Origin of the sequence: Xanthobacter luteus (assembly GCF_040049235.1) — a bacterium.
Classification (GTDB): Bacteria; Pseudomonadota; Alphaproteobacteria; order Rhizobiales; family Xanthobacteraceae; genus Xanthobacter.
Genome location: NZ_JBDZDO010000001.1, coordinates 619,243 through 643,009 on the forward strand (window position 1 = coordinate 619,243; position 23,767 = coordinate 643,009).

The 23,767-nt window shown below is 71.5% G+C and carries 22 protein-coding genes; 16 read left to right on the plus strand and 6 right to left on the minus strand.

Annotated elements, in window-relative coordinates; translation table 11 throughout:
* The first annotated feature begins 372 nt into the window (after positions 1-372).
* The 14 genes from ABLE88_RS03060 to ABLE88_RS03125 all read left to right on the plus strand — a co-directional run bounded on the left by ABLE88_RS03060 (position 373) and on the right by ABLE88_RS03125 (position 14,453).
* On the plus strand, positions 373-1,008 hold the full coding sequence (locus ABLE88_RS03060; protein ID WP_348829970.1) for an SRPBCC family protein: 636 nt from the start codon (positions 373-375) through the stop codon (positions 1,006-1,008).
* Entirely contained in the window at positions 1,005-1,877 is an 873-nt protein-coding gene (locus tag ABLE88_RS03065) for an FAD binding domain-containing protein (RefSeq protein WP_348829972.1), read from the plus strand. The genes ABLE88_RS03060 and ABLE88_RS03065 overlap by 4 nt, the downstream gene beginning before the upstream one ends.
* Positions 1,874-2,365: a (2Fe-2S)-binding protein gene (locus tag ABLE88_RS03070; protein WP_348829974.1), complete on the plus strand. Its 492-nt coding sequence runs from the start codon at positions 1,874-1,876 to the stop codon at positions 2,363-2,365. The genes ABLE88_RS03065 and ABLE88_RS03070 overlap by 4 nt, the downstream gene beginning before the upstream one ends.
* Positions 2,362-4,707: a molybdopterin cofactor-binding domain-containing protein gene (locus ABLE88_RS03075; protein ID WP_348829975.1), complete on the plus strand. Its 2,346-nt coding sequence runs from the start codon at positions 2,362-2,364 to the stop codon at positions 4,705-4,707. The genes ABLE88_RS03070 and ABLE88_RS03075 overlap by 4 nt, the downstream gene beginning before the upstream one ends.
* Complete coding sequence (locus ABLE88_RS03080; protein WP_348829977.1) at positions 4,704-5,441, plus strand: enoyl-CoA hydratase/isomerase family protein; 738 nt, start codon at positions 4,704-4,706, stop codon at positions 5,439-5,441. The genes ABLE88_RS03075 and ABLE88_RS03080 overlap by 4 nt, the downstream gene beginning before the upstream one ends.
* A complete protein-coding gene (locus tag ABLE88_RS03085; RefSeq protein WP_348829978.1) occupies positions 5,441-6,229 on the plus strand; it encodes an alpha/beta fold hydrolase in 789 nt (262 codons plus the stop codon). Before ABLE88_RS03080 ends, ABLE88_RS03085 begins: the two co-directional genes overlap by 1 nt.
* Before the next feature lie 46 nt (positions 6,230-6,275).
* Positions 6,276-6,977 (plus strand): GntR family transcriptional regulator, encoded by a 702-nt coding sequence (locus ABLE88_RS03090; protein ID WP_348829979.1) that lies wholly within the window; start codon positions 6,276-6,278, stop codon positions 6,975-6,977.
* Positions 6,974-7,357: a carboxymuconolactone decarboxylase family protein gene (locus ABLE88_RS03095; RefSeq protein WP_348829980.1), complete on the plus strand. Its 384-nt coding sequence runs from the start codon at positions 6,974-6,976 to the stop codon at positions 7,355-7,357. Before ABLE88_RS03090 ends, ABLE88_RS03095 begins: the two co-directional genes overlap by 4 nt.
* 200 nt (positions 7,358-7,557) lie before the next feature.
* Entirely contained in the window at positions 7,558-8,838 is a 1,281-nt protein-coding gene (locus tag ABLE88_RS03100; RefSeq protein WP_348829982.1) for an MFS transporter, read from the plus strand.
* 352 nt (positions 8,839-9,190) lie between these two features.
* A complete protein-coding gene (locus ABLE88_RS03105) occupies positions 9,191-9,985 on the plus strand; it encodes an ABC transporter ATP-binding protein (protein ID WP_348829984.1) in 795 nt (264 codons plus the stop codon).
* 11 nt (positions 9,986-9,996) lie between these two features.
* Positions 9,997-10,857: an ABC transporter permease gene (locus tag ABLE88_RS03110; protein ID WP_348829985.1), complete on the plus strand. Its 861-nt coding sequence runs from the start codon at positions 9,997-9,999 to the stop codon at positions 10,855-10,857.
* Between the two features lie 29 nt (positions 10,858-10,886).
* Positions 10,887-11,921, plus strand: coding sequence for an ABC transporter substrate-binding protein (locus ABLE88_RS03115; RefSeq protein WP_348829986.1), 1,035 nt, complete (start codon positions 10,887-10,889; stop codon positions 11,919-11,921).
* 79 nt (positions 11,922-12,000) lie between these two features.
* Complete coding sequence (locus ABLE88_RS03120) at positions 12,001-13,014, plus strand: ornithine cyclodeaminase family protein (protein ID WP_348829987.1); 1,014 nt, start codon at positions 12,001-12,003, stop codon at positions 13,012-13,014.
* 41 nt (positions 13,015-13,055) lie between these two features.
* Entirely contained in the window at positions 13,056-14,453 is a 1,398-nt protein-coding gene (locus tag ABLE88_RS03125; protein WP_348829989.1) for a UbiD family decarboxylase, read from the plus strand.
* A 189-nt stretch (positions 14,454-14,642) separates the two neighbouring features.
* Here the strand turns inward: ABLE88_RS03125 and ABLE88_RS03130 are convergent, their stop codons facing one another.
* From ABLE88_RS03130 to hutI, 5 genes are read right to left on the minus strand one after another with little or no spacing between them, the layout of a single operon-like run.
* On the minus strand, positions 14,643-15,278 hold the full coding sequence (locus ABLE88_RS03130; protein ID WP_348829990.1) for a HutD/Ves family protein: 636 nt from the start codon (positions 15,276-15,278) through the stop codon (positions 14,643-14,645).
* A 5-nt stretch (positions 15,279-15,283) separates the two neighbouring features.
* Positions 15,284-16,951, minus strand: a complete 1,668-nt coding sequence (gene hutU, locus ABLE88_RS03135) for a urocanate hydratase (protein ID WP_348829991.1) — start codon at positions 16,949-16,951, stop codon at positions 15,284-15,286.
* Between the two features lie 25 nt (positions 16,952-16,976).
* The gene (gene hutG, locus ABLE88_RS03140) at positions 16,977-17,810 is read right to left on the minus strand and encodes an N-formylglutamate deformylase (RefSeq protein ID WP_348829992.1); all 834 of its coding nucleotides are present in this window, start codon (positions 17,808-17,810) and stop codon (positions 16,977-16,979) included.
* Between the two features lies 1 nt (position 17,811).
* Complete coding sequence (gene hutH / locus ABLE88_RS03145) at positions 17,812-19,347, minus strand: histidine ammonia-lyase (protein WP_348829994.1); 1,536 nt, start codon at positions 19,345-19,347, stop codon at positions 17,812-17,814.
* Positions 19,344-20,567 (minus strand): imidazolonepropionase, encoded by a 1,224-nt coding sequence (hutI, locus tag ABLE88_RS03150; protein WP_348829996.1) that lies wholly within the window; start codon positions 20,565-20,567, stop codon positions 19,344-19,346. Before hutI ends, hutH begins: the two co-directional genes overlap by 4 nt.
* 110 nt (positions 20,568-20,677) lie before the next feature.
* On the opposite strand from hutI, the gene ABLE88_RS03155 reads away from it, so the two are divergent.
* Positions 20,678-22,051, plus strand: coding sequence for a formimidoylglutamate deiminase (locus ABLE88_RS03155; protein ID WP_348829997.1), 1,374 nt, complete (start codon positions 20,678-20,680; stop codon positions 22,049-22,051).
* A gap of 20 nt (positions 22,052-22,071) precedes the next feature.
* Positions 22,072-22,836 carry a histidine utilization transcriptional repressor HutC gene (hutC, locus tag ABLE88_RS03160; RefSeq protein WP_348831069.1) on the plus strand — a complete coding sequence of 255 codons (765 nt, stop codon included), beginning with the start codon at positions 22,072-22,074 and terminating at the stop codon, positions 22,834-22,836.
* 36 nt (positions 22,837-22,872) lie between these two features.
* Here hutC and ABLE88_RS03165 read toward each other — a convergent pair whose 3' ends face one another.
* Positions 22,873-23,646 (minus strand): HAD-IIA family hydrolase, encoded by a 774-nt coding sequence (locus ABLE88_RS03165; protein ID WP_348829999.1) that lies wholly within the window; start codon positions 23,644-23,646, stop codon positions 22,873-22,875.
* Positions 23,647-23,767: the final 121 nt, after the last annotated feature.

Genomic DNA, 23,767 nt, shown 5'->3' on the forward strand with positions numbered 1-23,767 from the left:
GGGCAGGTGACCGCGCGCGGTCACCTGCCGGTGCCGCTGGACGCGGGCGCCGACGGGCGGCGTGTCAACCACCTGACCGCGCCGGTGGCGCACACCGCCACCTGCCGGTTCCGCAGGACGATCGGATAATCCCTCATAATCAATATGTTGAATGGCATTCCCGGCACGCCCGCGACGCCCGGCTTCCGGGTGCGCCGCATTGCGACGGCACGGCACCTTGCCTCGGCGACCGTCCTGTCCCGTCCTCAGCGGGGCGAGCGTCATCTCATATGTTTGTCGTACAAACTGATGGTCATATGTTGACACGCTATGACTTTGGTCTCATAGAGGCCCGCAGGAAAACGCCAAAACCAGCCGGAGGGCGCGGCCGAGATGAAGATCACCAACCGGTTTCGCGTTCCGCTGCCGGTCTCCGAGGCCTGGATCGCGCTCAACGACATCCCCCGCGTGGCGCCGTGCGCGCCGGGGGCGCAGCTGGTGGAGGCGCGGGCGGACGGGAGCTATGTGGGCACCGTCGCGGTGAAGCTCGGGCCGGTGGCGCTCACCTTCAAGGGGACGCTCGCCTATAAGGAGCGGGACGAGGCCAACCATCGCGTCGTCGCCGAGGCCTCGGGCAGCGAGACGCGCGCCCGCGGGACCGCGCGAGCCATTGTCATCTTTGTGCTTTCTCCCGATGGAGAGGGGACCAGGGTGGATGTCGACACCGACGTCCAGCTCGCTGGCGCGATCGCCCAGTACGGGCGCGGGGCGGCGCTGATCCAGTCCACGGCCCAGGTGCTGATGGACGAGTTCGCGAAGAATTTCGCCGCCCAGCTGTCCGCGCAACCCGTTGCCGCACCTCGATCCGAGGCCGCAGGCCCGGCGCCTCTGGCGCCCGCCGGCGCGCCCCCCGCGCCGCCGCCCCCGCCGGCGCCGGCGCCCGCCATCTCGGTCTTCACCCTGATGTGGAAGTCTTTGATTTCACTTATTAAATCTACCTTCTCGGGCAAGGACGGAGGGCGCGCGTGAAGGCGTCGCGGTTCGACTACCACCGCCCGGCGACCCGCGCCGAGGCGCTGGACATGCTCCAAACCCTTGAAGGCGCGAAGATTCTCGCCGGCGGCCAATCGCTCGTGCCGATGCTGAACATGCGCTACGCCTTCGTCGACCACGTCGTCGACATCAACCGCGTGGACGGGCTGTCCGGCATCGAGATCGGCGGCAATGTGCGCATCGGCGCCATGACCCGTCAGCGCCATATCCTCGCTGATCCCGCGCTCAAGGCGCGACTTCCCGTTGTTGCCGCCGCGCTCGGCTTCGTCGGCCACCTCCACACCCGCAACCGGGGCACCATCGGCGGCAGTCTCGGCCACATGGACCCGGCCGCCGAGCTGTTCGGCATCGCCACTTTGCTCGACGCCACCATCCATGTGGAGAGCAAGCGGGGGCCGCGCGCGGTCGCCATCGCCGATTACCCCCAGGGCTACATGACCCCCAATCTCGACCCGGACGAGATGATCGTCGGCATCTCCCTCGCCCCGCCGGCCGAAGGGCATGGCTGGAGCTTCATCGAGTTCGCCCAGCGGCACGGCGACTTCGCCGTCGTCGCGGTGGGCACCACGCTCGCCTTCGACGCCGCCGGCAAGGTGAACGATGCCCGCATCGTGCTGTGCGGCATGGGCATCGCCCCGCTGCGCCTCGCGGCGGGGGAGGCGCTGCTCATGGGCACCGCCGCCGAGCCGGCCGCCATCGCCGCCGCGGCCGACCTCGCCACGCGCCAGGATGCCATGTCCGACGCGCTGGCGAGCGAGCGCTACCGCCGCCACCTCGCCGGCGTGCTCACCCACCGCGCCTTGACCGAAGCCCGCGCCCGCGCCAGCCACGGGAAAGTCCAATGAGTGCCGTTTCCATCCGCGTCACCGTCAACGGGACGCCCTATGAGCGCCAGGTGGAGCCGCGCACCCACCTCGCCGATTTCCTGCGCCACGACCTCGGGCTCACCGGCACCCATCTGGGCTGCGAGCACGGGGTGTGCGGCGCCTGCTCGCTCCTGGTGGACGGGCGCGCGGTGCGCGGCTGCCTCATGCTGGCGGTCCAGGCGGACGGCGCCGAGGTGGTCACCGTCGAGGGCCTCGCCAGCGCCGCGGGCCTGAGCCCGCTCCAGGAGGCGTTCCGCGAGTTCCACGCGCTCCAGTGCGGCTTCTGCACCCCGGGCATGCTCACCACTCTGGTGCAGCTCCTGGAAGACCATCCCGAGCCCACGGAGGCGATGCTGCGCGAGGAGCTGTCCGGCAATCTGTGCCGCTGCACCGGCTATGCCGGCATCATCCGCGCCGCGCTCAAGGCCGCCCCGCTGATGAAGGCGCAGAAGGAGACGGCGGCATGACCACCCGCTTCTTCGGCGCCCCGGTCCAGCGGGTGGAGGACGAAGCCCTCATTACCGGCGCCGGCCGCTTCACCGACGACATCAAGCTCAAGGAGACGCTGAGCGCGGCCTTCGTGCGCTCGCCCTTCGCCCATGCCCGCATCGTCGCCATCGACGCGTCGGCGGCGAAGGAGATGCCGGGCGTCCACCTGGTGCTGACCGCCGCCGATCTGCCGGACGCCTGGCGCGACAAGCGCCTGCCGCTCGACGTGCCGGCGCCCGCCATCCGCCACCCGCTCACCCAGTTCGCGCTCGCCGCCGAAGAGGTGTGCTTCTGCGGCGAAGCGGTGGCGGTGGTGGTCGCCGACACCCGGGCGCTGGCCGAGGACGCGGCCGAGCAGGTGATGGTGGAATACGATCCGCTGCCCGCCGTGGTGGACTGCCGCGAGGCGCTTTCGCCCGAGAGCCCGCTCGCCCAGGCCTCCACCGGCGACAACCTCGCCGCCAAGTGGACGAACGAGTATGGCGACATCGAGCGCGCCTTCGCCGGCGCGGCGCATGTGATCGCCGAGGAGTATTTCCAGCATCGCGGCACCGGCTGCCCGCTGGAGCCACGCGGCGTGCTCGCCCAGTACGACCGCGCTGCCGACAGCTTCACCGTATGGTCCGCCACCCAGGCACCGCACGGCATCAAGCGCGCCTTGGTGGAGATGTTCGACATCGCCGACACGCAGGTGCGGGTCATCGCCCCGGACGTGGGCGGCGGCTTCGGGCCGAAGCTGCTCACCTATCCCGAAGAGATCGTCATCCCCCACTGCGCCCAGGTGCTCGGACGCCCGGTGAAGTGGATCGAGGACCGGCGCGAGCACATGATGGCCACCGCCCAGGAGCGCGACCAGCTCTGGAGCGTGAAGCTGGCGCTCGACGCCGAGGGCCGCATCCTCGGTCTGCGCGGCACGCTGCTGCACGACACCGGCGCGTTCGTGCCGTGGGGCATCATCATGCCCTACATCTCGGCCACCACCTTCCCGGGCCCCTATGTGGTGCCGGCGTTCAAGCTCGACACCTCGGTGGTGTTCACCAACAAGATCTCCACCTCGCCCATGCGCGGGGCGGGCCGGCCCCAGGCGGTGTTCGCCATCGAGCGGCTGCTCGACCGGGCGGCGCGGCAGCTCGGCCTCGACCGCGCCGAGATCCGCCGCCGCAACCTCATCCCGACCGAGGCGATGCCCTACAAGGTCGGCCTGATCTATCGCGACGGCCAGCCGCTGACCTATGACAGCGGCGATTATCCCAAATGCCAGCAGATGGCGCTCGACACAGCCGGCTGGGACGGCTTCGAAGCGCGCCGCGCCGCGGCGCGCGCGCAGGGGCGCCATCTCGGCATCGGCCTTGCCAATTACGTGGAGGGCACCGGCCTCGGCCCGTTCGAGGGCGCCACCGCGCGCCTGCTGCCCTCGGGCCGCATCCTGCTGCGCACCGGCGCCGCCTCCCAGGGCCAGGGCCACCGCACGGTGCTGGCGCAGATCGCCGCCGACGCCTTCGGCGTCGCGGTGGACGAGGTGGACGTGGAGGTGGGCGACACCGCCTCGGTCTCGGTGGGCGTCGGCGCGTTCGCGAGCCGCCTGATGGTGAATGCCGGCTCGGCGGTGGGCACCTCCTCCCAGCAGCTGGCTTTGAAGCTCCGGCACATCGCCGCCGCCGTGCTCGACGCCAGGCTCGAGGACATCGAATTGTCCGGCGGCGCGGCGCGGGTCATGGGCACGCAGGGCGGGCAGATCACCTTCCGCGAGATCGCCAAGATGTCGTCGGGGCGCCCCGGCTTCTCGCTGCCCAAGGGAATCGAGCCGGGGCTGGAGGCGACCTATTATTTCGCCCCGCCCCAGGCCGCCTATTCCAACGGCAGCCACGTCGCCGAGGTGGAGGTGGACCCGCAGACCGGGCTCGTGAAGGTCACGCGCTACGTGGTGGCGCACGATTGCGGGCGGGTGATCAACCCGCTGCTGGTGGACGGGCAGATCCAGGGCGGCGTCGCCCACGGCATCGGCAACGCGATCCTGGAGCGCATGCGCTACGACGAGGCCGGCAACCCGCAGACCACCTCGCTCGCCGACTATCTCCTGCCCGACGCCGGCAACGTGCCGGACGTGGAGATCGTCCACATGGAATCCCCCTCCCCGCTCAATCCTTTGGGCGTGAAGGGCGCGGGCGAGGGCGGCACGATCCCCGCCGCCGCCGCCATCGCCTCCGCCATCGAGGACGCGCTCTCGCCCTTCGGGGTGAAGATCCTCGACGCGCCCATGCTGCCGGAAACCATCGCCATGCTCGTGAAAGACGCGCAGGCCCGCAAGGACGCCCGATGACCGACACCGACGCCTTCACCCCCTCCCGCGACGGCGCCGTCGGCATCGTCACGCTCGGCCGCCCCGACGACGGCAACCGGCTGACCGCCGCCGAGGTGCGCGCGCTCGGCAAGGCGATCCGCGCCCTCGGCGAGGACCCGCAGACCAAGGTGGTGCTGGTGCGCGCGGAGGGCGCGGCGTTCTGCCTCGGCCGCACGCCCGCCGCGCCTGGCTCTGCGCCCAAGAGCGCGCTCGCGGTGCGCGCGGGGGTCACCCAGCCGATCCTCGACCTCTATGCGGACGTGCGCGCCACCCCGGTGCCGGTGATCGCCGCGGTGCAGGGCGAGGCGAAGGGCTTCGGCTGCGCCTTCGTCGGCCAGTGCGACCTCGCCATCGCCAGCGAGAGCGCCGTGTTCTCCATGCCGGAGATGGACACCAACCTGCCGCCCACCCTCGCGATCTCGGCGATCCTCGGCAAGGTGCCGCCGAAGCGCGCTTTGCACCTCGTCTATACCCGCCGCAGGATCGGCGCGGCGGAGGCGCTCTCCCTCGGTCTTTTGAGCGAGGTGGTGCCGGCGGGCGAGCTGACGGCGGCGGTGGCGGCGACGCTCGCCACCATGACCGACCGCACCCGCGCCGCGCTCTGCGCGGTCAAGGAATATATGGCCGTCGCGCCTTACATGGATCCGCACGCCGCCGCGCGCATGGCGGGCAACCTTCTGTCCGTGGTCCTGTCCTCCCCGGGAGACGCCTGATGCCCACGATCGACGTCAATGGCGAGACCCTCGCTTATCACCGCGCCGGCAAGGGGGCGCCGCTGCTGCTGATCCACAGCCTCGGCACCGGCGCCTGGATGTGGGCCGGCGAGATCACCCACTTCTGCGACCGCTTCGACGTGATCGCGTTCGACGCCCGCGGCCACGGCGCCTCGAGCCATAACGGGCCAGTGACGATCGACACGATCGCCGCCGACCTCGTCGCGGCGCTGAAGGCGCTCGGCGTCGGCCCGGCGCACGTGATCGCCATCTCCATGGGCGGGCCGATCGCCGCGCTCATGTATGCCAAGGCGCCCGAGGCGTTCGCGAGCCTCGTCATCGCCGACAGCTTCGCCCGCCAGGGCGAGGCCGGGGCGGCGCGGGTGAAGGGGCTCGAGGAGACGCTCGCCAAGACCGCCATGCGCGACTATGCCGACGCCTATGCCCGCGGCACGCTGCACCGCGACGCCGCCCCGCGCCATTTTTCGGCGCTGGTGGAAAGCGTCGCCGCCATGGACAAGCAGACCTACCTGGAGGTCGCCCGCAGCGTGTTCACCGCCGACGTCGCCGACCTCATGGCGAAGCTCGCCGTGCCGGTGCGCGTGGTGGTGGGGGCGGAGGACAGCCGCACCCCGCCGGCCATGTCGGAGGAGATCGCCCGTCTCGTGCCCGGCGCCGAGCTGGAGGTGATCGCGCACGCGGCGCACCTTGCAAATCTCGACAATCCCGACGGCTTCCGCGCCGCGGTCGAGCCGTTCCTGGCCCGCCGGGCGCCCAAGGTCGCATGATGGGCCGTTGCAACGAGGGGGGCGCTGCCCTGCGGCGAATGACGCGATGAACAAGTCAGTCCACGGCCTCGCGCCGGTGCGCCAGGAAGCTGCTCCGCTCCGGCGCAAGATCACCTCGGCGCTGCGGCGCGCCATCGAGACCGGCGCGCTCGCCCCCGGCAGCCGGCTGGTGGAGAAGGACCTGTGCGCCGACCTCGACGTGAGCCGCACCTCGCTGCGCGAATCCCTGCGCGAGCTGGAGGCCGAGGGGCTCGTCACCAACGGCTCGAAGGGGCTCGTGGTCACCGCCATCTCGCCGCGCGAGGCGCGCAACATCTATGCGGTGCGCGGCGTGCTCGAGGGCCTGCTGATGGAGCAGTTCGCGCGCGAGGCGGACGACGCCGCCATGGCGCGGCTCGACGCGGCGGTGACCGAGCTCGCCGCCGCCTACGAGGCGGGGGAGATCGAGCGCATCATCGCCTCCAAGGCCGACTTCTACGAGGTGCTGTGCACCGGCGCCGACAACATGATCGTGCTGGAGCTGCTCTCGCGCCTCAACACCCGCATCAACCGCCTGCGCTTCGCCTCGCTGTCCCAGCCGCTGCGGGCCAAAGCGAGCATCGCCGAGATCTTCGCCCTCGCCGCCGCCTTGAGGCGCCGCGACGGCGCCGAGGCGCGGCGCATCGCGCTCGCCCACATCGACGCCGCGGCCTGCGCGGCCCTGGGCGCGGTGCAGATCCACCCCCCCGCCGAGGAAGCCACGCCATGACCGACGATCTGTACGAGAAGGGCCTGAAGACCCGCCGCGAGGTGGTGGGCTCGGCCTATGTGGACAAGTCGCTCGCCGACATGACCGAGTTCACCCGGCCGCTGCAGGAGCTGGTGACGCGCTATTGCTGGGGCGAGGTGTGGAACCGGGAAGGCCTGTCGCGCCGCGACCGCTCGATCATCAACCTCGCCGCCATCTCCGCCCTCAACCGCCCGCACGAGCTGAAGCTGCACGTGCGCGGCGCGCTCAACAACGGCATGAGCGAGGAGGAGATCCGCGAGGTGCTGCTGCAGATCGCCATCTATTGCGGCCTTCCGGCGGCGCTCGACGCCTTCCGCATCGCCCGCGAAGTGATCGAGGAAGAAGCCAGGAAGGCCTGATCCCGAAGGGGCGCCCGCCCCGGCCCGATCCGGCCTTCAGAAAAAGCGCGGCGGGCCCGCGCCCGCGGCCGCCAGGCCGCAGGCGCTCCGCCGGCACGGCCAGCTTTCAAGCCCCGGCGTTCGCCGTCCGCCCCCGCCGGGGCGGAAGCGACGGCGTGCGCCCGAACCACAAGCACAATCCCATTTCGGGAGGGATCAACATGTCGTCCATAACCGCCGCGGGGACGGGTTCGCCCTCCATCACCCGCTATCAGTGGCTCACCCTCGGCTCGGCCTTCCTCGGCTGGGCGTTCGATTCCATGGACCTCAATCTGTTCACGCTGGTCATGGTGCCGAGCGTGGCGGAGCTGACCGGAACCCGCGATCCCGGCGCCATCGCCCACATGGGCGGGCTGATCCTCGCCATCAAGCTGCTGTGCTGGGGCCTCGGCGGCATCGTCTTCGGCGTCGTCGCCGACCGCTTCGGCCGCGCCCGCACCATGATCGTCACCATCGTCATCTACGCCGTCTTCACCGGCCTCAGCGGCCTCGCCCAGAGCTGGACCCAGCTCGCCATCCTCCAGGGCATCGCCGGCTTCGGCATCGGCGGCGAATGGGCGGCGGGGGCGGCGCTGGTGGCCGAGACCTGGCCGGAGAAGCACCGGGCGCGCGCCATGCAGGTGATGCAGATGGCGTTCGCGGTGGGCTTCTTCTTCGCCGCCATCGCCAATCTGACGCTCGGGCCGATCTCCTGGCGCTGGGTGCTGGCGGCGGGCGCGCTGCCGGCGGTGGTGAGCCTCTTCATCCGCCGCTTCGTGCCGGAGCCCGAGCGCTGGCTCACCGCCCGTGCCAAGGAGGAGGCGCGCGGCGACGCCGGCGCCTTCGCCACCTTCAAGGCGATCTTCGCACCGGAGCTGCGGCGCAAGACCATCGTCGGCGTGCTGGTCTCCTCGGCGATGATGATCGGCTGCTGGGGTGGGCTCGCGCTGCTGCCCAACTGGATCAACCAGCTGGTGCGGGCGGCCGGCGGCACCAGCGGCGTCGCCGCGGTGAGCTATGCCTTCATGATCATGATGGCGGGGGCGATCCTCGGCTATGCCTCGCTGATCTGGATCACCGAATGGCTCGGCCGGCGCGGCGCCTATTTCGTGTTCTGCCTCGGCGCGCTCGCCTCCTCGCTCTATCTGTTCATGGTCATCACCGACCTGAACTCCCTTTTGTGGTTCATGCTGGTCTACGGCTACTTCGTGATCGGCGGCTTCGGCACCTTCGCGCTCTACCTGCCGGAGCTGTTCCCGACCCGGGTGCGCGCCACCGGCCAGGGCTTCGCCTGGAACGCGGCGCGCTGCATCACCGCCGCCGGGCCGCTGCTGGTGGGCACCATGCTCGCCGCCTTCGGTTCCTTTCCAGCGGCCGCCGCCGCCACCACCGCGGCCTATGTGATCGGCCTCATCGCCATCTGGTTCGGCCCCGAGACCAAGGGCCAGCCGCTGGAAGACTGATCTGCGTGGATCTCCTCCCGCAGACCCCTGGGGCGGCGCTTCGGCGCCGCCCTTTTTCGTCCGCCGGTCCATGACCGCCCGCGGCGGGGGAAGCCGCCGCCTTCGGCGCTGCCTTGCGCCGGCGCGGCGCCCCCCGCGCACGCCCCTGCCGGCCGGGCCGCGCGGCGGGCGATGCGCCCGCCATCCCGGCTCCGGGGCGCGGGTGGACGCCCCCCGCCGGTGGCAGGGCCCCCGCTCCGGCCCAGGATGCCTAATCCATGCGCAGCCAGGCGCGCATCCGCCCATCTTTTGGACTTGCCTGATCGCCAGTCGAATTCATTATGTCTAGACAAGATTTAGAGGTGGGCAGGCGGTGCAGGACCCGGTTCTGGCATTCGACGACATCCGGCAGGACTTTCCGGTGCCAGGCCGGAACGCCGCCATGCGGGTGCTGGACGGCATCAGCTTCGCGGTCCGCCCCGGCAAGTTCACCGCCGTGATCGGGCCGTCGGGCTGTGGCAAGAGCACCTTGCTGCAGATGGCGGCCGGCCTGCTCGCTCCCACCTCCGGCATGGTGCTCCACCGGGGACGGGTCGTGCACGGCGTCAACCGCGAGGTGGGCTTCGTCCCCCAGCAGGCCCAGCTGTTCCCCTGGAAGACGCTGGCCGAGAACATCGAGCTGCCGCTGCTGCTGCGCGGCGTGCCCGCCGAGGAGCGGCATGCGCGCGTGGCGCAGGCGATCCGCTCCGTCGCCCTCGACGGCTTCGGCAACCATTATCCCAATCAGCTCTCCGGCGGCATGCAGAAGCGCGGCTCCATCGCCCGCACCCTGGTGTACCGGCCGGACGTGATCCTTATGGACGAGCCGTTCGGCGCGCTGGATGCGCAGACCCGCATGGTGATGCAATCCGACCTCCAGGCGCTGGCGGCCGAGGTGGGCGCCACCGTGGTGTTCGTCACCCACGACATCACCGAGGCGATCCTGCTCGCCGACGACGTGGTGGTGCTGAGCCAGCGCCCCTCGCACCTGCTCGCCCACATCCCCGTCGACCTGCCCCGCGCGCGCGACATGTTCGAGCCGTTCCGCAATCCGGGGTTCGAGCGGGTCTACGAGACCGTCTGGTCGGCCTTCAGCTCGCAGGTCGCCGGCGCGCGCCGGCACCATTGAGGCGATTGCGCATGAACGAGATCGCCGAGAGAGCCCTCGACCACGCCGCCCCCAAGGCGGCGCCGGAGCGGTCCGGCGCCGCCTTGCGCGCCCGGCTCGCCGCCTTCGGCCAGCGCCTGCTTGTGCTCGCGCCCGGCATCGCCCTCATCGCCTTCTGGCAGTGGGCGTCGGGCCGGCTCATCAAGGAGCTCTACGTCTCCAAGCCCACCGCCGTGGCGGAGCGGCTCTACGAGCTGTTCGCGTCCGGCGAGATCTTTCCGCATCTGTGGATCACCGGCCAGGAGCTGGTGCTCGGCTATGTCATCGGGGTCGGCGCCGGCATCGTCGGCGGCTATGCGCTGGGGCGCTCGCCGCGTCTGTCGGCGATCTTCGAGCCCTATGTGATGGCGTTCTACGGCGTGCCGAAGATCGCGCTCGCCCCGCTGTTCATCATCTGGTTCGGCATCGGCATGTGGTCGAAGGTGGCGCTCGCCGCCATCATGGTGTTCTTCCTGGTGTTCTATAACGTCTATTCGGGCGTGAAGAGCGTCGACCGGGAATTGGTGAACCTCGCCAAGGTGATGGGCGCCAACGAGCGCCAGCTCACCACCCACGTCTACCTGCCCGCCGCCGCGCCTTATGTGGTGCTCGGCATGCGCATGGCGATCCCCTATTCGGTGATCGGCGTGATCGTCGGCGAGTTCACCTCCTCCATGCAGGGGCTCGGCCTGTTCATCCACGAGGCCTCCGCCACCTATGATCCGGCGGGCGTGTTCGCCGGCATCACCATCCTGCTCGCCTTCGTGATCACCGCCAATTTCCTCGCCGGCCGGCTGGAGCGCCGCCTGCTGCGCTGGCGCACGCCCCTGGGCGCGGCACCCACCGACATCTGACATCCCCGAACCGTCTTCAGGAGGGCATCATGCGCGTGGTCCACAAACTGGTTGCCGCCGCCGCCGTCGGCGCGTCGCTGTTCCTTGCTCCGACTCTGGCCGCCGCGCAGCAGACCGTGCGCATCGGCCAGGCCACGTCGGCGCTGAGCTTCATGCCCATCTGGGGCGCCCGGGCGCTCGACACCTTCGGGGCCAACGGCCTTTCGCTCACCCTCGCGGTGGTGCCGGGCGGCGATCCCAACGCGCTGGCCGCGCTCGATTCCGGCGACATCGACCTCGCCGCCGTGGGCTCCGAGGCGGTGCTGCGCGCGGCGGCCAAGGGCCAGCCGTTCCAGATCGTCTCCTCGCTGATGTCCAAGGTGACGCTGGAACTGGTGGTCTCCAAGGAATTCCTGGACAAGGCCGGGGTGAAGCCCACCGATCCGCTTCAGAAGCGCCTCGCGGCGCTCAAGGGCGCGCTGGTGGGCGTGTCCTCCATCGGCGGCGCGCAGGACACCGCCGCCCGCTGGCTCGCCGCCAAGGGCGGCCTCAATCCGAAGGACGACATCAAGGTGGCCCAGGTGGGCAATCCGCCGGCGCTGCTCGCCGCGCTCGAGAACAAGCGCATCGACGCCTTCGTTCTGTCCCCGCCCCAGGGCTTCCTGGCGGAACAGTCGGGCGCCGGCGTGGTGCTGGTGAAGCTGGGCGACGACTTCCCCCAGCTCGCCAATTTGCCGTTCCTGGTGCTGGTGGCGAAGAAGCCGCTGGACGAGAAGGCCACCGAGCTCACCGTGCGCACCCTGAAGGCGCTGCGCGCCGCGAGCGCGGACCTGGTGGCCAAGCCCGAGCCCACCGCGCGCGCCATCCACGCCAAGTTCTTCGCCAAGTCCTCGCCCGAGAGCATCGTCTCCGCCGTGAAGGCCATGGCGAGCGGCGTCGCCGACGGCGGCCGGCTCAACGCCGAGGGCTTCCAGAACCTCCTGACCTTCGCCAGGGAGGTCGGCACCGACTTCGGCAAGGACTTCGACGCCAAGGCGATGGAGAACGACATCTGGACCAACGCCTACATCGCCAAGGCGAAGTGATCGCGGCCACCGCCTTTCTCCCCTGCCGGCAGGAGCGGCGCCGGGCCCCCGGCGCCGCCGAAGACCCAAGAAGACGCCCATGAGCAGCCACCCTCCCATCTACATCGACTTCCTCAACGGCCCGGACATCGCCGCGCTCGCCATCACCGACGACGAGATTCTGCGCGCCATCGAAAAAAGCCTTGCCGCCCAGGGCCGAGGCGAGACGGTGATCGAGCCGCGCGTGCACCTGCACCCGAACCCGGCGGTGGAAGGCCACTTCAACGTGCTGCGCGGCGCCATCGGCGGCGAGGTGGACATCGCCGGCGTGAAGGTGGTGAGCGACTTCTATCTGAACTACGAGAAGGGCCTGCCCTCCGAGATGGCGGTGCTGACCCTGATGTCGCGCGACACCGGCATGCCCCGCGCCATCATCGAGGCCGGCGGCATCACCGACATGCGCACCGGCGCCATCACCGCCATGGGGGCGAAGTATCTCGCCCGCAAGAATTCCAAGATCCTCGGCCATATCGGCGCGCGCGGCTCGTCCTACTGGAACGTGCGCCTGCTGGACCGGCTGTTCGACTTCGACGAGATCCGCGTCCATTCGCGCCGGCCGGAGAGCTACAAGCCGTTCGCCGAGAAGCTGGAGCGCGACCTCGGCAAGACCATCCGCGCGGTGGACACCTGGGAAGAGACGGTGCGCGGCGCCGACATCGTGGTGGAGGCCTCGCGCCTCACCAGGCCCGAGCCGCTGCTGAAGACCGAATGGATCAAGCCCGGCGCCCTGGTGGTGCCCTACGGCACCAAGAGCGCGGTCGAGCTCTCCCTCACCGACATCATGTCGAAGCTGGTGGTGGACGATTGGGGCCAGTGCCGCGAGGGCGAGCTCGGCTCGCTGCGCGCCCATGTGCGCGCCGGCAAGCTCTCGGAAGAGACGCTGCATGCCGAAATGGGCCAGATCGTCGCCGGCCTGAAGCCGGGCCGCGAGACCGAGGAGGAGACCATCCTGTTCTGGCACCGCGGCCTGTCGCTCTCCGACATCGCGCTCGGCCACGCCATGCTGGAGAAGGCGGCCCGCCTCGGCATCGGCCAGCGCCTGCGCTTCGCCTGAATCCATCCCGGCGCCCGGCGCCGCAGCAAGAGAGCCCGCCCATGGACGCCCAGACCCTTTCCCGGCAGGGCCTTTCCCGCCAGGACCTGCGCAGCTTCCTCGCGGCGTTCGAGGCCGCCCATCCCGACCAGGTGCTGCGCGTCAAGGACGAGGTGGACCTCGACTACGACACCACCGCCATCGCCTTCGCGTTCGAGAAGCGCGGCAGCCCGATCCTGATCTTCGAGAACGTGAAGGGCTCGCGCTTCCCGGTGCTGATGAACGTGTTCGGCCATCGCAGCCGCTTCGCCGCCGCGCTGGGCGTGCCGGAGGACAAGCTGATCGAGGCCTGGTCGGCGGTGGACGCCTCCCCGCTGAAGCCCGAGGTGGTCAAGAGCGGCCCGATCCTCGACGTGGTGCTGAAGGGCGAGGCGGTGGACCTGTCCTATCTGCCCATCATGCGCCATTTCCGCGAGGACGGCGGGCCCTACATCACCAATGCCATGTTCATCGCCAAGGACCCGGAGACGGGCGTGCGCAACGCCTCGTTCCACCGCATGCAGAGGAACGGCAAGACGCGCTTCGGCACCTCGCTGCACTCGCGCCGGCATCTGTGGAACCTTGCCCGCAAGGCGTCCGCCATGGGGCTGAAGGAGATGCCCGTGGTGGTGGTGGTGGGCTGCCACCCGCTCATCACCTTCGGCGCCGGCCTGTGGAAGGGCCCCATCAGCGCCGACGAGTACGAGATGGCCGGCGGCTTCCTCGGCGAGCCGCTGAAGGTGGTGGAGGGCGTCACCGGGCCGATCGAGATCCCCGCCTTCGCGGAGCTGGCCATCGAGGGCAAGCTGCTGCTGGACGCCGACGAGGACGAAGGCCCGTTCGGCGAGTTCACCGGCTACGCCTCCGAGCGCTCGACGCGCAACGCGGTGGAGGTGACCGGCATCCTGCACCGGCGCGACGCCTTCTATCAGAACATCGTCGCCGGCATCTCCGACGAGCACACGCTGCTGCTCGGCGTCTCCCAGGAGGCGCGGCAATTGAAGTCGCTGCGGGTGCATTATCCGAACGTGACGGCGGCGAGCTATCCGAAGTCCGGCACCTGCCTGCTGCACACCTACATCGCGGTGAAGAACCCGGCGCCGGGCGAAGCCGCCAACATCGCCGCCGCCGCCTTCGGCGACAATCTCTCGCTCAAGCTCGTGATCGTCGTGGACGACGACATCGACGTCTATGACGAGGAGCAGGTGATGTGGGCGGTGTGCACCCGCTTCCAGGCGAACGAGGACATGGAGCTGATCCGCAACGGCATGGGGGCGATCCTCGACCCCTCCAACCGCAACGGCGCGACCGCCAAGCTCACCATCGACGCCACCTGCAAGAAGCGCCCCTACGCCCGCCGCCACTCGCTGCCGGAGGACGTGATCGCCAAGGCGAAGGCGCTGGTGGAGAAGCTGGCGTAGAGGGGTGAGCGTCGCGCCCGCTCCACCGGCCGGCTTCTCCGATCAAGGCGCCGCACCTCCCGTTCGCGCCCCCTCTCCCCTTGTGGGAGAGGGCCGGGGCGAGGGGTGCGCCGGGACCCGGCGTGCGCCCGGCCCAGCCGTGAAAGGTCCGCCAGGCAATGCGCGGGCCGCCGTCCGTGGATGCTCGGGTCAAGCCCGAGCATGACGGCGTGAAGGCGGCGCGGGCCGTCGCGCGCCCCCTCGGGCGGGCGCGATCTCGATCAGATAGAGGCGGCAGCCCTCGCCTATGGGCGTGAGCGTCAGGGCGGCACCCGACACCAGCGCCGCATCGCCCGGCTCCAGCCGGGCGACCTCGGCCGCGCCGCCGGCCTGGGCCTGCGCGCGGCCCGCCGCCACGAAGGCGAGCGCGAGCGCGCCCTCCCCCGCCTCGAGACGCGCCGGCGCCGCGCCCTCCACCCGCCTCACGCGGTGCGCGAACACCCCGCGCCGGGTCATCACGTTGAGGTCGGTGATCGGGCCACCGATGGGCGTGCCCGTCACCTTGATGTCCGCCGCGAACGCATAGGGCGCCGACGCCTGGTCGAGCCGCACCGCCGCCCCGTCGGCGAAGCCGAGTTCCAGCCCTTCGCCCGACAGCACCACAAGCGTGCGATCGACGCCGGGAAACAGCGAGAACGGCCCCGCCGCCGCCACCCGCGCCGCACTCACGCGCCAGCCGAAATCGGCGAGCCCCGCGCCCTCGGGGAAGCAGGCGATCTCGATGGTCTCGCCGCCGCCGTTCTTCCACGGCATGCGCCGGCCCTCGGCGGCGCGGATGAGGCGCACCGCTTTCAGCCCAGTATGCCGGGCAGATCGAGCTGGCGCTCGCGGGCACAGGCGAGCGCGTCCTCGTAGCCCGCATCCGCGTGGCGCATGACGCCGGTGGCGGGGTCGTTCCACAGCACCCGCGCGAGCCGCCGCGCCGCCGCCGGCGTGCCGTCGGCGACGATCACCATGCCCGCATGCTGACTGAAGCCCATGCCCACCCCGCCGCCATGGTGCAGCGACACCCAGGTGGCGCCGGAGGCGCAGTTGAGCAGCGCGTTGAGCAGCGGCCAGTCGGACACCGCGTCCGAGCCGTCGCGCATGGCCTCGGTCTCGCGGTTGGGCGAGGCGACCGAGCCGGAATCCAGGTGGTCGCGGCCGATCACCACCGGCGCCTTCAATTCGCCCCTCGCCACCATCTCGTTGAAGGCGAGGCCGAGCCGGTGCCGGTCGCCGAGCCCCACCCAGCAGATGCGCGCCGGCAGGCCCTGGAACTGGATGCGCTCGCGCGCCATGTCGAGCCAGTGGTGCAGATGCGTGTTGCCCGGCAGCAGCTCCTTCACCTTGGCGTCGGTGCGGTAGATGTCCTCCGGGTCGCCGGAGAGCGCCGCCCAGCGGAACGGGCCGACGCCGCGGCAGAACAGCGGGCGGATATAGGCCGGCACGAAGCCGGGGAAGTCGAAGGCGTTCGCCACCCCCTCCTCCAGCGCCATCTGGCGGATGTTGTTGCCGTAGTCGACCACCGGCACGCCTTGCTTCCAGAAGTCCAGCATGGCGCGCACATGGGTCGCCATGGAGCCCTTGGCCGCCTTCTCCACCGCCTTGGGATCGGCGGCGCGCTTGTCCTCCCAGTCGGCGAGCGACCAGCCGGCGGGCAGATAGCCGTTCACGGGATCATGGGCGGAGGTCTGGTCGGTCACCGCGTCGGGGCGGACGCCGCGCCGCACCAGCTCGGGCAGCAACTCGGCGGCATTGCCGCGCAAGGCGACGGAGAGCGGCGTCTTGTCGGCGCAGGACCGCTCGATCATCGCCAAGGCCTCGTCGAGGTCCTTCGCCAGCACGTCCACGTAGCGGGTCTTCAGCCGCATCTCGATGCGGCTCGGCTGGCACTCGATGGCGAGGCAGCTCGCCCCCGCCATCACCGCGGCCAGCGGCTGGGCGCCGCCCATGCCGCCGAGCCCGGCGGTGAGGATCCAGCGGCCGGAGAGGTCGCCGCCATAATGGCGCCGGCCCATCTCCACGAAGGTCTCGTAGGTGCCCTGCACGATGCCCTGGGTGCCGATATAGATCCAGGAGCCGGCCGTCATCTGGCCGTACATCATGAGGCCCTTCTTATCGAGCGCGTTGAAGTGGTCCCAATTGGCCCAGTGGGGCACCAGGTTGGAATTGGCGATCAGCACCCGCGGCGCGTCCTCTTGGGTGCGGAACACGCCCACCGGCTTGCCGGACTGCACCAGCAGCGTCTCGTCCGCGTTGAGGCGCCTCAGGGCGGCGGCGATGCGGTCGAAGCTCTCCCAGTCGCGCGCGGCGCGGCCGATGCCGCCATAGACCACCAGCTCGCCCGGCTTCTCGGCCACCTCGGCGTCGAGATTGTTCATCAGCATGCGCAGCGGCGCCTCGGTGAGCCAGCTTTTCGCGGTCAGCTCGGGCCCGCGCGGGGCGCGGATGCGGCGCTCATTGTCGATGCGGGTCATGGGTGGAATTCCTGCTGCACGTGGGTCAGGCCCGCGCCCGCGCGAAGGCGAGGCAGGCTTCGAGGATCTGCGTGAGGGTGGCGCGCACCGGCGCGGCATAGACCGGGTCGTAGGGCGTCGGCCAGGCGTCGTCGGCGACGAAGCCGAGCGGCTCGCTCATGTAAGCACGGCACGCCAGCTCCATCTGCACCGCATGGACGCCCTCGGCCGGCCGCCCGTACTGGCGGGTGATGTAGCCGCCGGTGAAGCGCCCGTTCAGCACGTGGGGACGGCCGGAGCCGGCGCAGATGTCGAGCACCGTCGCCGCGAGGTCGGGATCGCAGCTCGCCCCGTTATTGGTGCCGATGTTGAACTCCGGCAGCGTGCCCGGAAACAGGCGCGGGATCACCGAGCGGATGGAGTGGCAGTCATGGAGCGCGACGGTGCCGAAGCGGGCGCGGGCGTCGGCGATCTCGGCGGCGAGCACCTGATGGAACGGCGCGAAATAGGCCGCCTTGCGGGCCGCGATCTCGGCGGCGTCCGGCGCGCGGCCTTCGCGATAGAGCGGCTCGCCGTCGAAGGTGGTGGTGGGGCAGAGTTCCGTGGTCTGCTGGCCGGGATAGAGCGAGACCCCGGAGGGGTCGCGGTTCACGTCGATCACGGTGCGCGAGATCGCGGTGCGCACCACGGTGGCGCCGAGGCCGGCGGCGAAGTCGTAGAGCCGATGGATCCACCAGTCGGCGTCCTTGCGGGCGCGCTCGGGCGAGACCAGGTCCTCGAGATAGGCCGCGGGGATGTCGGTGCCGGTGTGGGGCAGGCTCACCACCAGCGGGGCGGTGCCGCGGGTCACGCTGATCCAATGGGGATGGGAAGCTGTCACGTCAGTCTCCGCAGAGGGTGGGCAGCGCGTCTTCGCCCGCCGCCGCGGCGAGCGCGCCGGCGCGCACGAGGCCGATGGCCGCCGCGATGTCGGGATGGAAATAGCGGTCCTCGCCGAGCGGCGGCACCTTCGCCCGCAGCAGCGCGCGCACCTTCTCCAGGCGCGGGCTGGAGGCAAGCCCCGCATGGAAGTCGCAGCCCTGGGCGGCGGCGAGCAGCTCGATGGCGACCACCGCGGTGAGGTTCTCCGCCATGGGCGCGAGGCGCCGCGCGCCGTGCGCCGCCATGGAGACGTGGTCCTCCTGGTTGGCCGAGGTGGGGATGGAATCGACGCTCGCCGGATAGGCCCGCTGCTTGTTCTCCGAGACCAAAGCGGCGGCCGTCACCTGGGGGATCATGAAGCCGGAATTGAGCCCCGGGCTCGGGGTCAGGAAGGCCGGCAGGCCGGAGAGCGCCGGGTCCACCAGCATGGCGATGCGCCGCTCGGCGAGGGCGCCGATCTCGCACACGGCAAGCGCGATCATGTCGGCCGCGAACGCCACCGGCTCGGCGTGGAAATTGCCGCCGGAGAGTGCCTCGCAGGTCTCGGCGAAGATCAGCGGGTTGTCGGAGACGCCGTTGGCCTCGATCTCCAGCGTTCCGGCCGCCTGGCGCAGCACGTCGAGGGCGGCGCCCATCACCTGCGGCTGGCAGCGCAGGCAATAGGGGTCCTGCACCCGCTCGTCGCCGACGAGGTGGGAGGCGCGGATCGCCGAGCCCGCCATCAGCGTGCGCAGCGCCTGCGCGGTCTCGACCTGCCCGCGATGGCGCCGCAGCTGATGGATGCGCGCATCGAAGGGGGCGTCCGAGCCGCGCGCGGCGTCGGTCGAGAGCGCGCCCGTCACCAGGGCGGCGCGCAAGGCGGTCTCGGCCGCGAACAGGCCGGCGAGCGCGCAGGCGGTGGAGAATTGCGTGCCGTTGAGCAGCGCGAGCCCCTCCTTGGGGCCGAGCTCCAGCGGCGCGAGCCCGGCCTGCGCCAGCGCCGCGGTGGCGGGAACGCGAGTGCCCGCCACCAGGAATTCGCCCGCCCCGATCATGGCCGCCGCCATGTGGGCGAGCGGGGCGAGGTCGCCTGAGGCGCCCACCGAGCCCTGCGCCGGCACCACCGGCATCAGGTCCCGCGCCACCAATTCGCCCATGAAGGAAAGGGTCTGGGGCCGCACGCCGGAAGCGCCCTGGGCGAGGCTCGCCAGCTTCAGCGCCAGCATCAGGCGCACCACCGCGGCCGGCATGGCCTCGCCCACCCCGGCAGCGTGGGAGAGCACGATGTTGCGCTGGAGCCGCGCGAGGTCCGCCGCCGCGATGCGCACGCTCGCGAGCTTCCCGAACCCGGTATTGATGCCGTAGACCGGCGCCCCCGCCGCGACGATGGCCTCCACCGTCTGCGCCGCCGCCGCGACCTTGGCGGCGCAGGCGGGATCGATCCTGAAGGCGGCGCCGGCATGGATCGCGCGCCAGTCGGACAGCGGCACCGCTCCGGGGACGAGGACGAGGCTCATCGCCCACTCCGGATGCGCGCGTGGAGCGGGTTGAAGCCCATGCGATAGACCAGCTCCGCCGGCCGCTCGATGTCCCAGATGGCGAGGTCGCAGGCCTTGCCCGCCTCCAGCGTGCCGATGCGCTCCTGAAGCCCGAGCGCGCGCGCCGCCTCCCGCGTCACCCCGGCGAGGCATTCGTCCACCGTGAGACGGAACAGCGTCGCGCCCATGTTCATGGTCAGCAGCAGCGAGGTGAGCGGCGCGGTGCCGGGATTGCAGTCGGTGGCGAGCGCCATCGGCACGCCGGCCGCGCGCAGCAGGTCCACCGGCGGCGCCTTGGTCTCGCGGATGAAGTAATAGGCGCCGGGCAGCAGCACCGCGACCGTCCCGGCCTGCGCCATGGCGGCGACCCCGGCCGCGTCGGTGTGCTCCAGATGGTCCGCCGAGAGCGCGCCGAAGCGGGCGGCGAGCGCGGCGCCGGAAAGGTTCGAAAGCTGGTCCGCGTGCAGCTTCACCGGCAGGCCGAGCGCCTTCGCCGCCGCGAACACCCGCGCCACCTGGTCGGGCGAGAAGGCGATGGCCTCGCAGAAGGCGTCGACCGCATCCGCGAGCCCCGCGCCGGCCACGGCGGGCAGCATCTCGGCGATGAGCCGGTCCACATAGGCGTCGGCATCGCCGTTCGCCTCCGGCGGCAGCGCATGGGCGCCGAGGAAGGTGGTCGTGACCGTGATCGGCCGCGCCGCGCCGAGCGCGCGGGCGGCGGCGAGCTGGCGCAGCTCCGTCTCCAGCTCCAGGCCGTAGCCCGATTTGATCTCGATGGTGGTGACACCCTCGGCGATCAGCGCGTCGAGCCGCTGCAGGGCGGCCGCCACGAGGTCCGCCTCGCTTGCCGCGCGGGTCGCCCGCATGGTGGAGACGATGCCGCCGCCGGCGCGCGCGATCGCCTCATAGGGCACGCCGGAAAGGCGCTGCTCGAACTCGTCCGCCCGGTCGCCGCCATAGACGAGGTGGGTGTGGCAGTCGATCAATCCGGGGGTGATCCAGCGGCCGGCGCAATCCTCGATCCGCGGCGCGTCGAAGGCCGGCGCCTCGGCTGCCGGGCCGGCATAAAGGAGGCGCCCGTCGCGCGCGGCAACGAGGCCGTCCTGAACCACGCCGAGGCCGGGGCGGCCGGGCGCGAGGGTGGCGAGGCGGGCGCCTCGCCAGATGCGGTCGCAGCGGATCGCCGCCCCTGTGGGCATCCCCGTGGGCCTCCTCTTGGCGCCGGAATCCATTGGCGCGGGCGCCGATAATGTATATACATAAATGCGCGCTTCGGCGCTTGTCCAGCCTTCTGTGAGCCTGAGAGGCGATGCCGTCGTCCCTGCCCCGCAGCCTGTGGTTCGCCCGCGCCCTCCTGCCCGGGGGCTGGGCCGGGCGCGTGCGCCTGCGCCTCGCCGCCGGCCGCATCTGCGCGATCGAGGCGAACGTCGATCCTGCAGGCCAGGACGAGCGCCACGGGCCGGCAGTTCCCGGCCTGCCCAACCTGCACAGCCACGCGTTCCAGCGCGCCATGGCGGGCCGCGCCGAGGCGCGCGGGCCCGGCGCCGACAGCTTCTGGACCTGGCGCGAGGCCATGTACCGCTTCGTCGACCGCCTGGACGCCGACGACGTGGAAGCCATCGCCGCCCTCGCCTTCATGGAAATGCTCGAGAGCGGCTTCACCCGCGTGGGCGAGTTCCACTATCTCCACCATGCGCCGGACGGGACCGCCTATGGCGATCCCGGCGAGCTTGCCGCCCGCATCGCCGCGGCCGCCGCCGACACCGGCATCGCGCTGACCCTGCTGCCGGTCTTCTACGCCCATGCCGGCTTCGGCGGCCTGCCCCCCGGCCACGGCCAGCGCCGGTTCGTGAACGACGTGGACGGCTTCGCCGCCGTGATGGCCTCGGCCCGCCGCGCGGTCGCCGCGCTGGAGGACGGCGTCGTCGGCATCGCCCCCCACAGTCTGAGGGCGGCGACCGGCGCGGAGATCGGCGCCATCCTGCCGCTCGCGCAAGGCGGGCCGGTGCACATCCATGTGGCGGAGCAGACGAAGGAAGTGGAGGACTGCCTCGCCTTCTGCGGCCGGCGGCCGGTGGAGCGCCTGTTCGACATCGCCCCCGTGGATCGGCGCTGGTGCCTGATCCACGCCACCCACATGAGCGAGGCCGAGACCCGGCGCCTCGCCGGCAGCGGCGCCGTGGCGGGCCTGTGCCCGATCACCGAGGCCAATCTGGGCGACGGCCTGTTCCCGGCGCGCGACTCCCTGGCGCACGGGGGCCGCTTCGGCGTGGGCACCGATTCCAACGTGCTGGTGGATGCGGCCGAGGAGCTGCGCACGCTGGAATACGGCCAGCGCCTCGCTCTTCGCGCGCGCAACGTGCTCGCCGGCGCCGCCGGCCGCTCCACCGGCCGCGATCTGTTCGACGCGGCGCTTGCGGGCGGCGCGCAGGCGCTCGCCGCGCCGGCGGCCGGCATCCGCGTCGGCGCGCCGGCGGATATCGTCACCCTCGATGCCGCGCACCCATCCCTCGTCGCGCATGCCGGCGACACGCTGCTCGACGGCTGGATCTTCGGCGCGCGCGGGGGCGCGGTGGACGGCGTCTGGCGTGCCGGGCGCAAATATGTGACCAACGGGGTCCACCATGAGCGGGAACGGATCCGCCGGGGCTTTGCCCGCGTGATGGAGAAGGTGCTGGCGTGAGCGAGGCGGCGGACACGGGGATCGAGACCGAAGGCGAGGCCCAGGGCAAGGCCCAGGGGCCGGCCTCGCCCACCCTCAACCGGCGCATCCGCGCCGACATCGAGGCCAAGATCCTGTCGGGCGAATGGGGGCCGGGGCACCGCATCCCCTACGAGCACGAGCTGATGGCGCAGTATGGCTGCGCCCGCATGACCGTGAACAAGGTGGTGTCCGAGCTCGCCGCCGCCGGCCTCGTGGAGCGGCGCCGGCGCGCCGGCTCGTTCGTCGCCGCCCCGCGCATCCAGTCGGCGATCCTCCAGATTCCCGACATCGAGGCCGAGGTCACCGCCCGCGGCGAGGCCTACCGCTACGAGCTGCTGCGCCTGGAGCGGCGCCCCGCCTCGCGCGCCGCGCCGGTGGAATGGGAGCTCGCGCCGCGCGGCCGGGTTCTGGAGATCGAGTGCCGCCACATGGCCGGCAGCCGGCCGTTCGCGCTGGAGCGCCGGCTCATCAACATCTCCGCCGTGCCGGAGGCGGAGGCGGTGGACTTCGCGCGCCAGTCGCCCAGCTCCTGGCTGGTCACCCACGTGCCGTGGACCGCGGCGGAGCACAAGATCACGGCGGTGAACGCGGTGCCGGAGATGGCGAAGCTGCTCGACATTCCCGATGCCAGCGCCTGCCTCGAACTCCAGCGCCGCACCTGGCGCGGCGACGAGAACATCACCACCGTGCGCCAGACCTTCCGCGGCGATCTGTTCGACCTGATCGCCCGCTTCACCCCCGCCCAGGCCTCCGGCGGCGGCTGAGGGGGCCGGCCGCGCGGTGCCCCCACGCCCCGCCCCTCAGGCGAGCAGCGCGCGCAAAGGCAGACGCTCGCCGATCAGGATGTGGGGGATGCCGAGCCGGCGCGCGCCGGCGCCGTCGGTCTCGGGATTGTCGCCCACCATCACCACCTCCCCGGCGGCAAGGCCCAGGCGATCGAGTGCGGCGCGGAACAGCTCGGGCTGCGGCTTGCCGAACACCCGCGCCGGCGCGCGCCCGGACGCCGCGGCGATGGCGGCGGCGAGCGCGCCGGTCTCGGGCACGAGGCGCCCGTCCGCGCCGGGGTGGGAGGTGTCGGGGTTCGCCACCACGAACGCCGCGCCGGCGCGCACGGCGTTGGCGGCGCGCGCCAGCGCCGCATAGTCGAAGGCCGGCGTGCGGGCCACCAGCACCACGTCCGGCCGCTCGTCGGTGACCTCGAGCCGCAGGGCCCGCGCCTGGGCGATGAGCGGCGCGCTGGCGAGCATCATGGTGCGCGCGCCGGGCCAGAGGGCGGCGACGGCGCGCACCGCCTCGATGCCGGCGAGCACGATGCGCGCCGCCGCGACGTCGAGCCCCGCGCCGGCGAGCCGGCGCGACAGGCCCTCGGCGCAATCGGAGGAATTGTTCGACAAGATCATGGCGCGCGCGCCGTAGGCGGCGAGCACCTCGCGGGCGCCGTCGATCACCTCCTCGCTGCGGATCAGCGTGCCGTCGAGATCGAACAGGATGCCGCGCGCCGCGCGCAGCACCGCGCGCGCCGCGCGGGCGTCCGCCACCTGCCCGCATCCGTCCCGAAGGGTCTCAAGCGTCATCTCGTCCTCGCGCGGGCGGCCTCAGTAACAACACGGAATGAGTGAGGAAAGCTCAATCAGCAGGTCCGCGCCTGTTCGCCGGGCATCATTTTGAGTTTTCCTCAATGTCACTATCATGTCA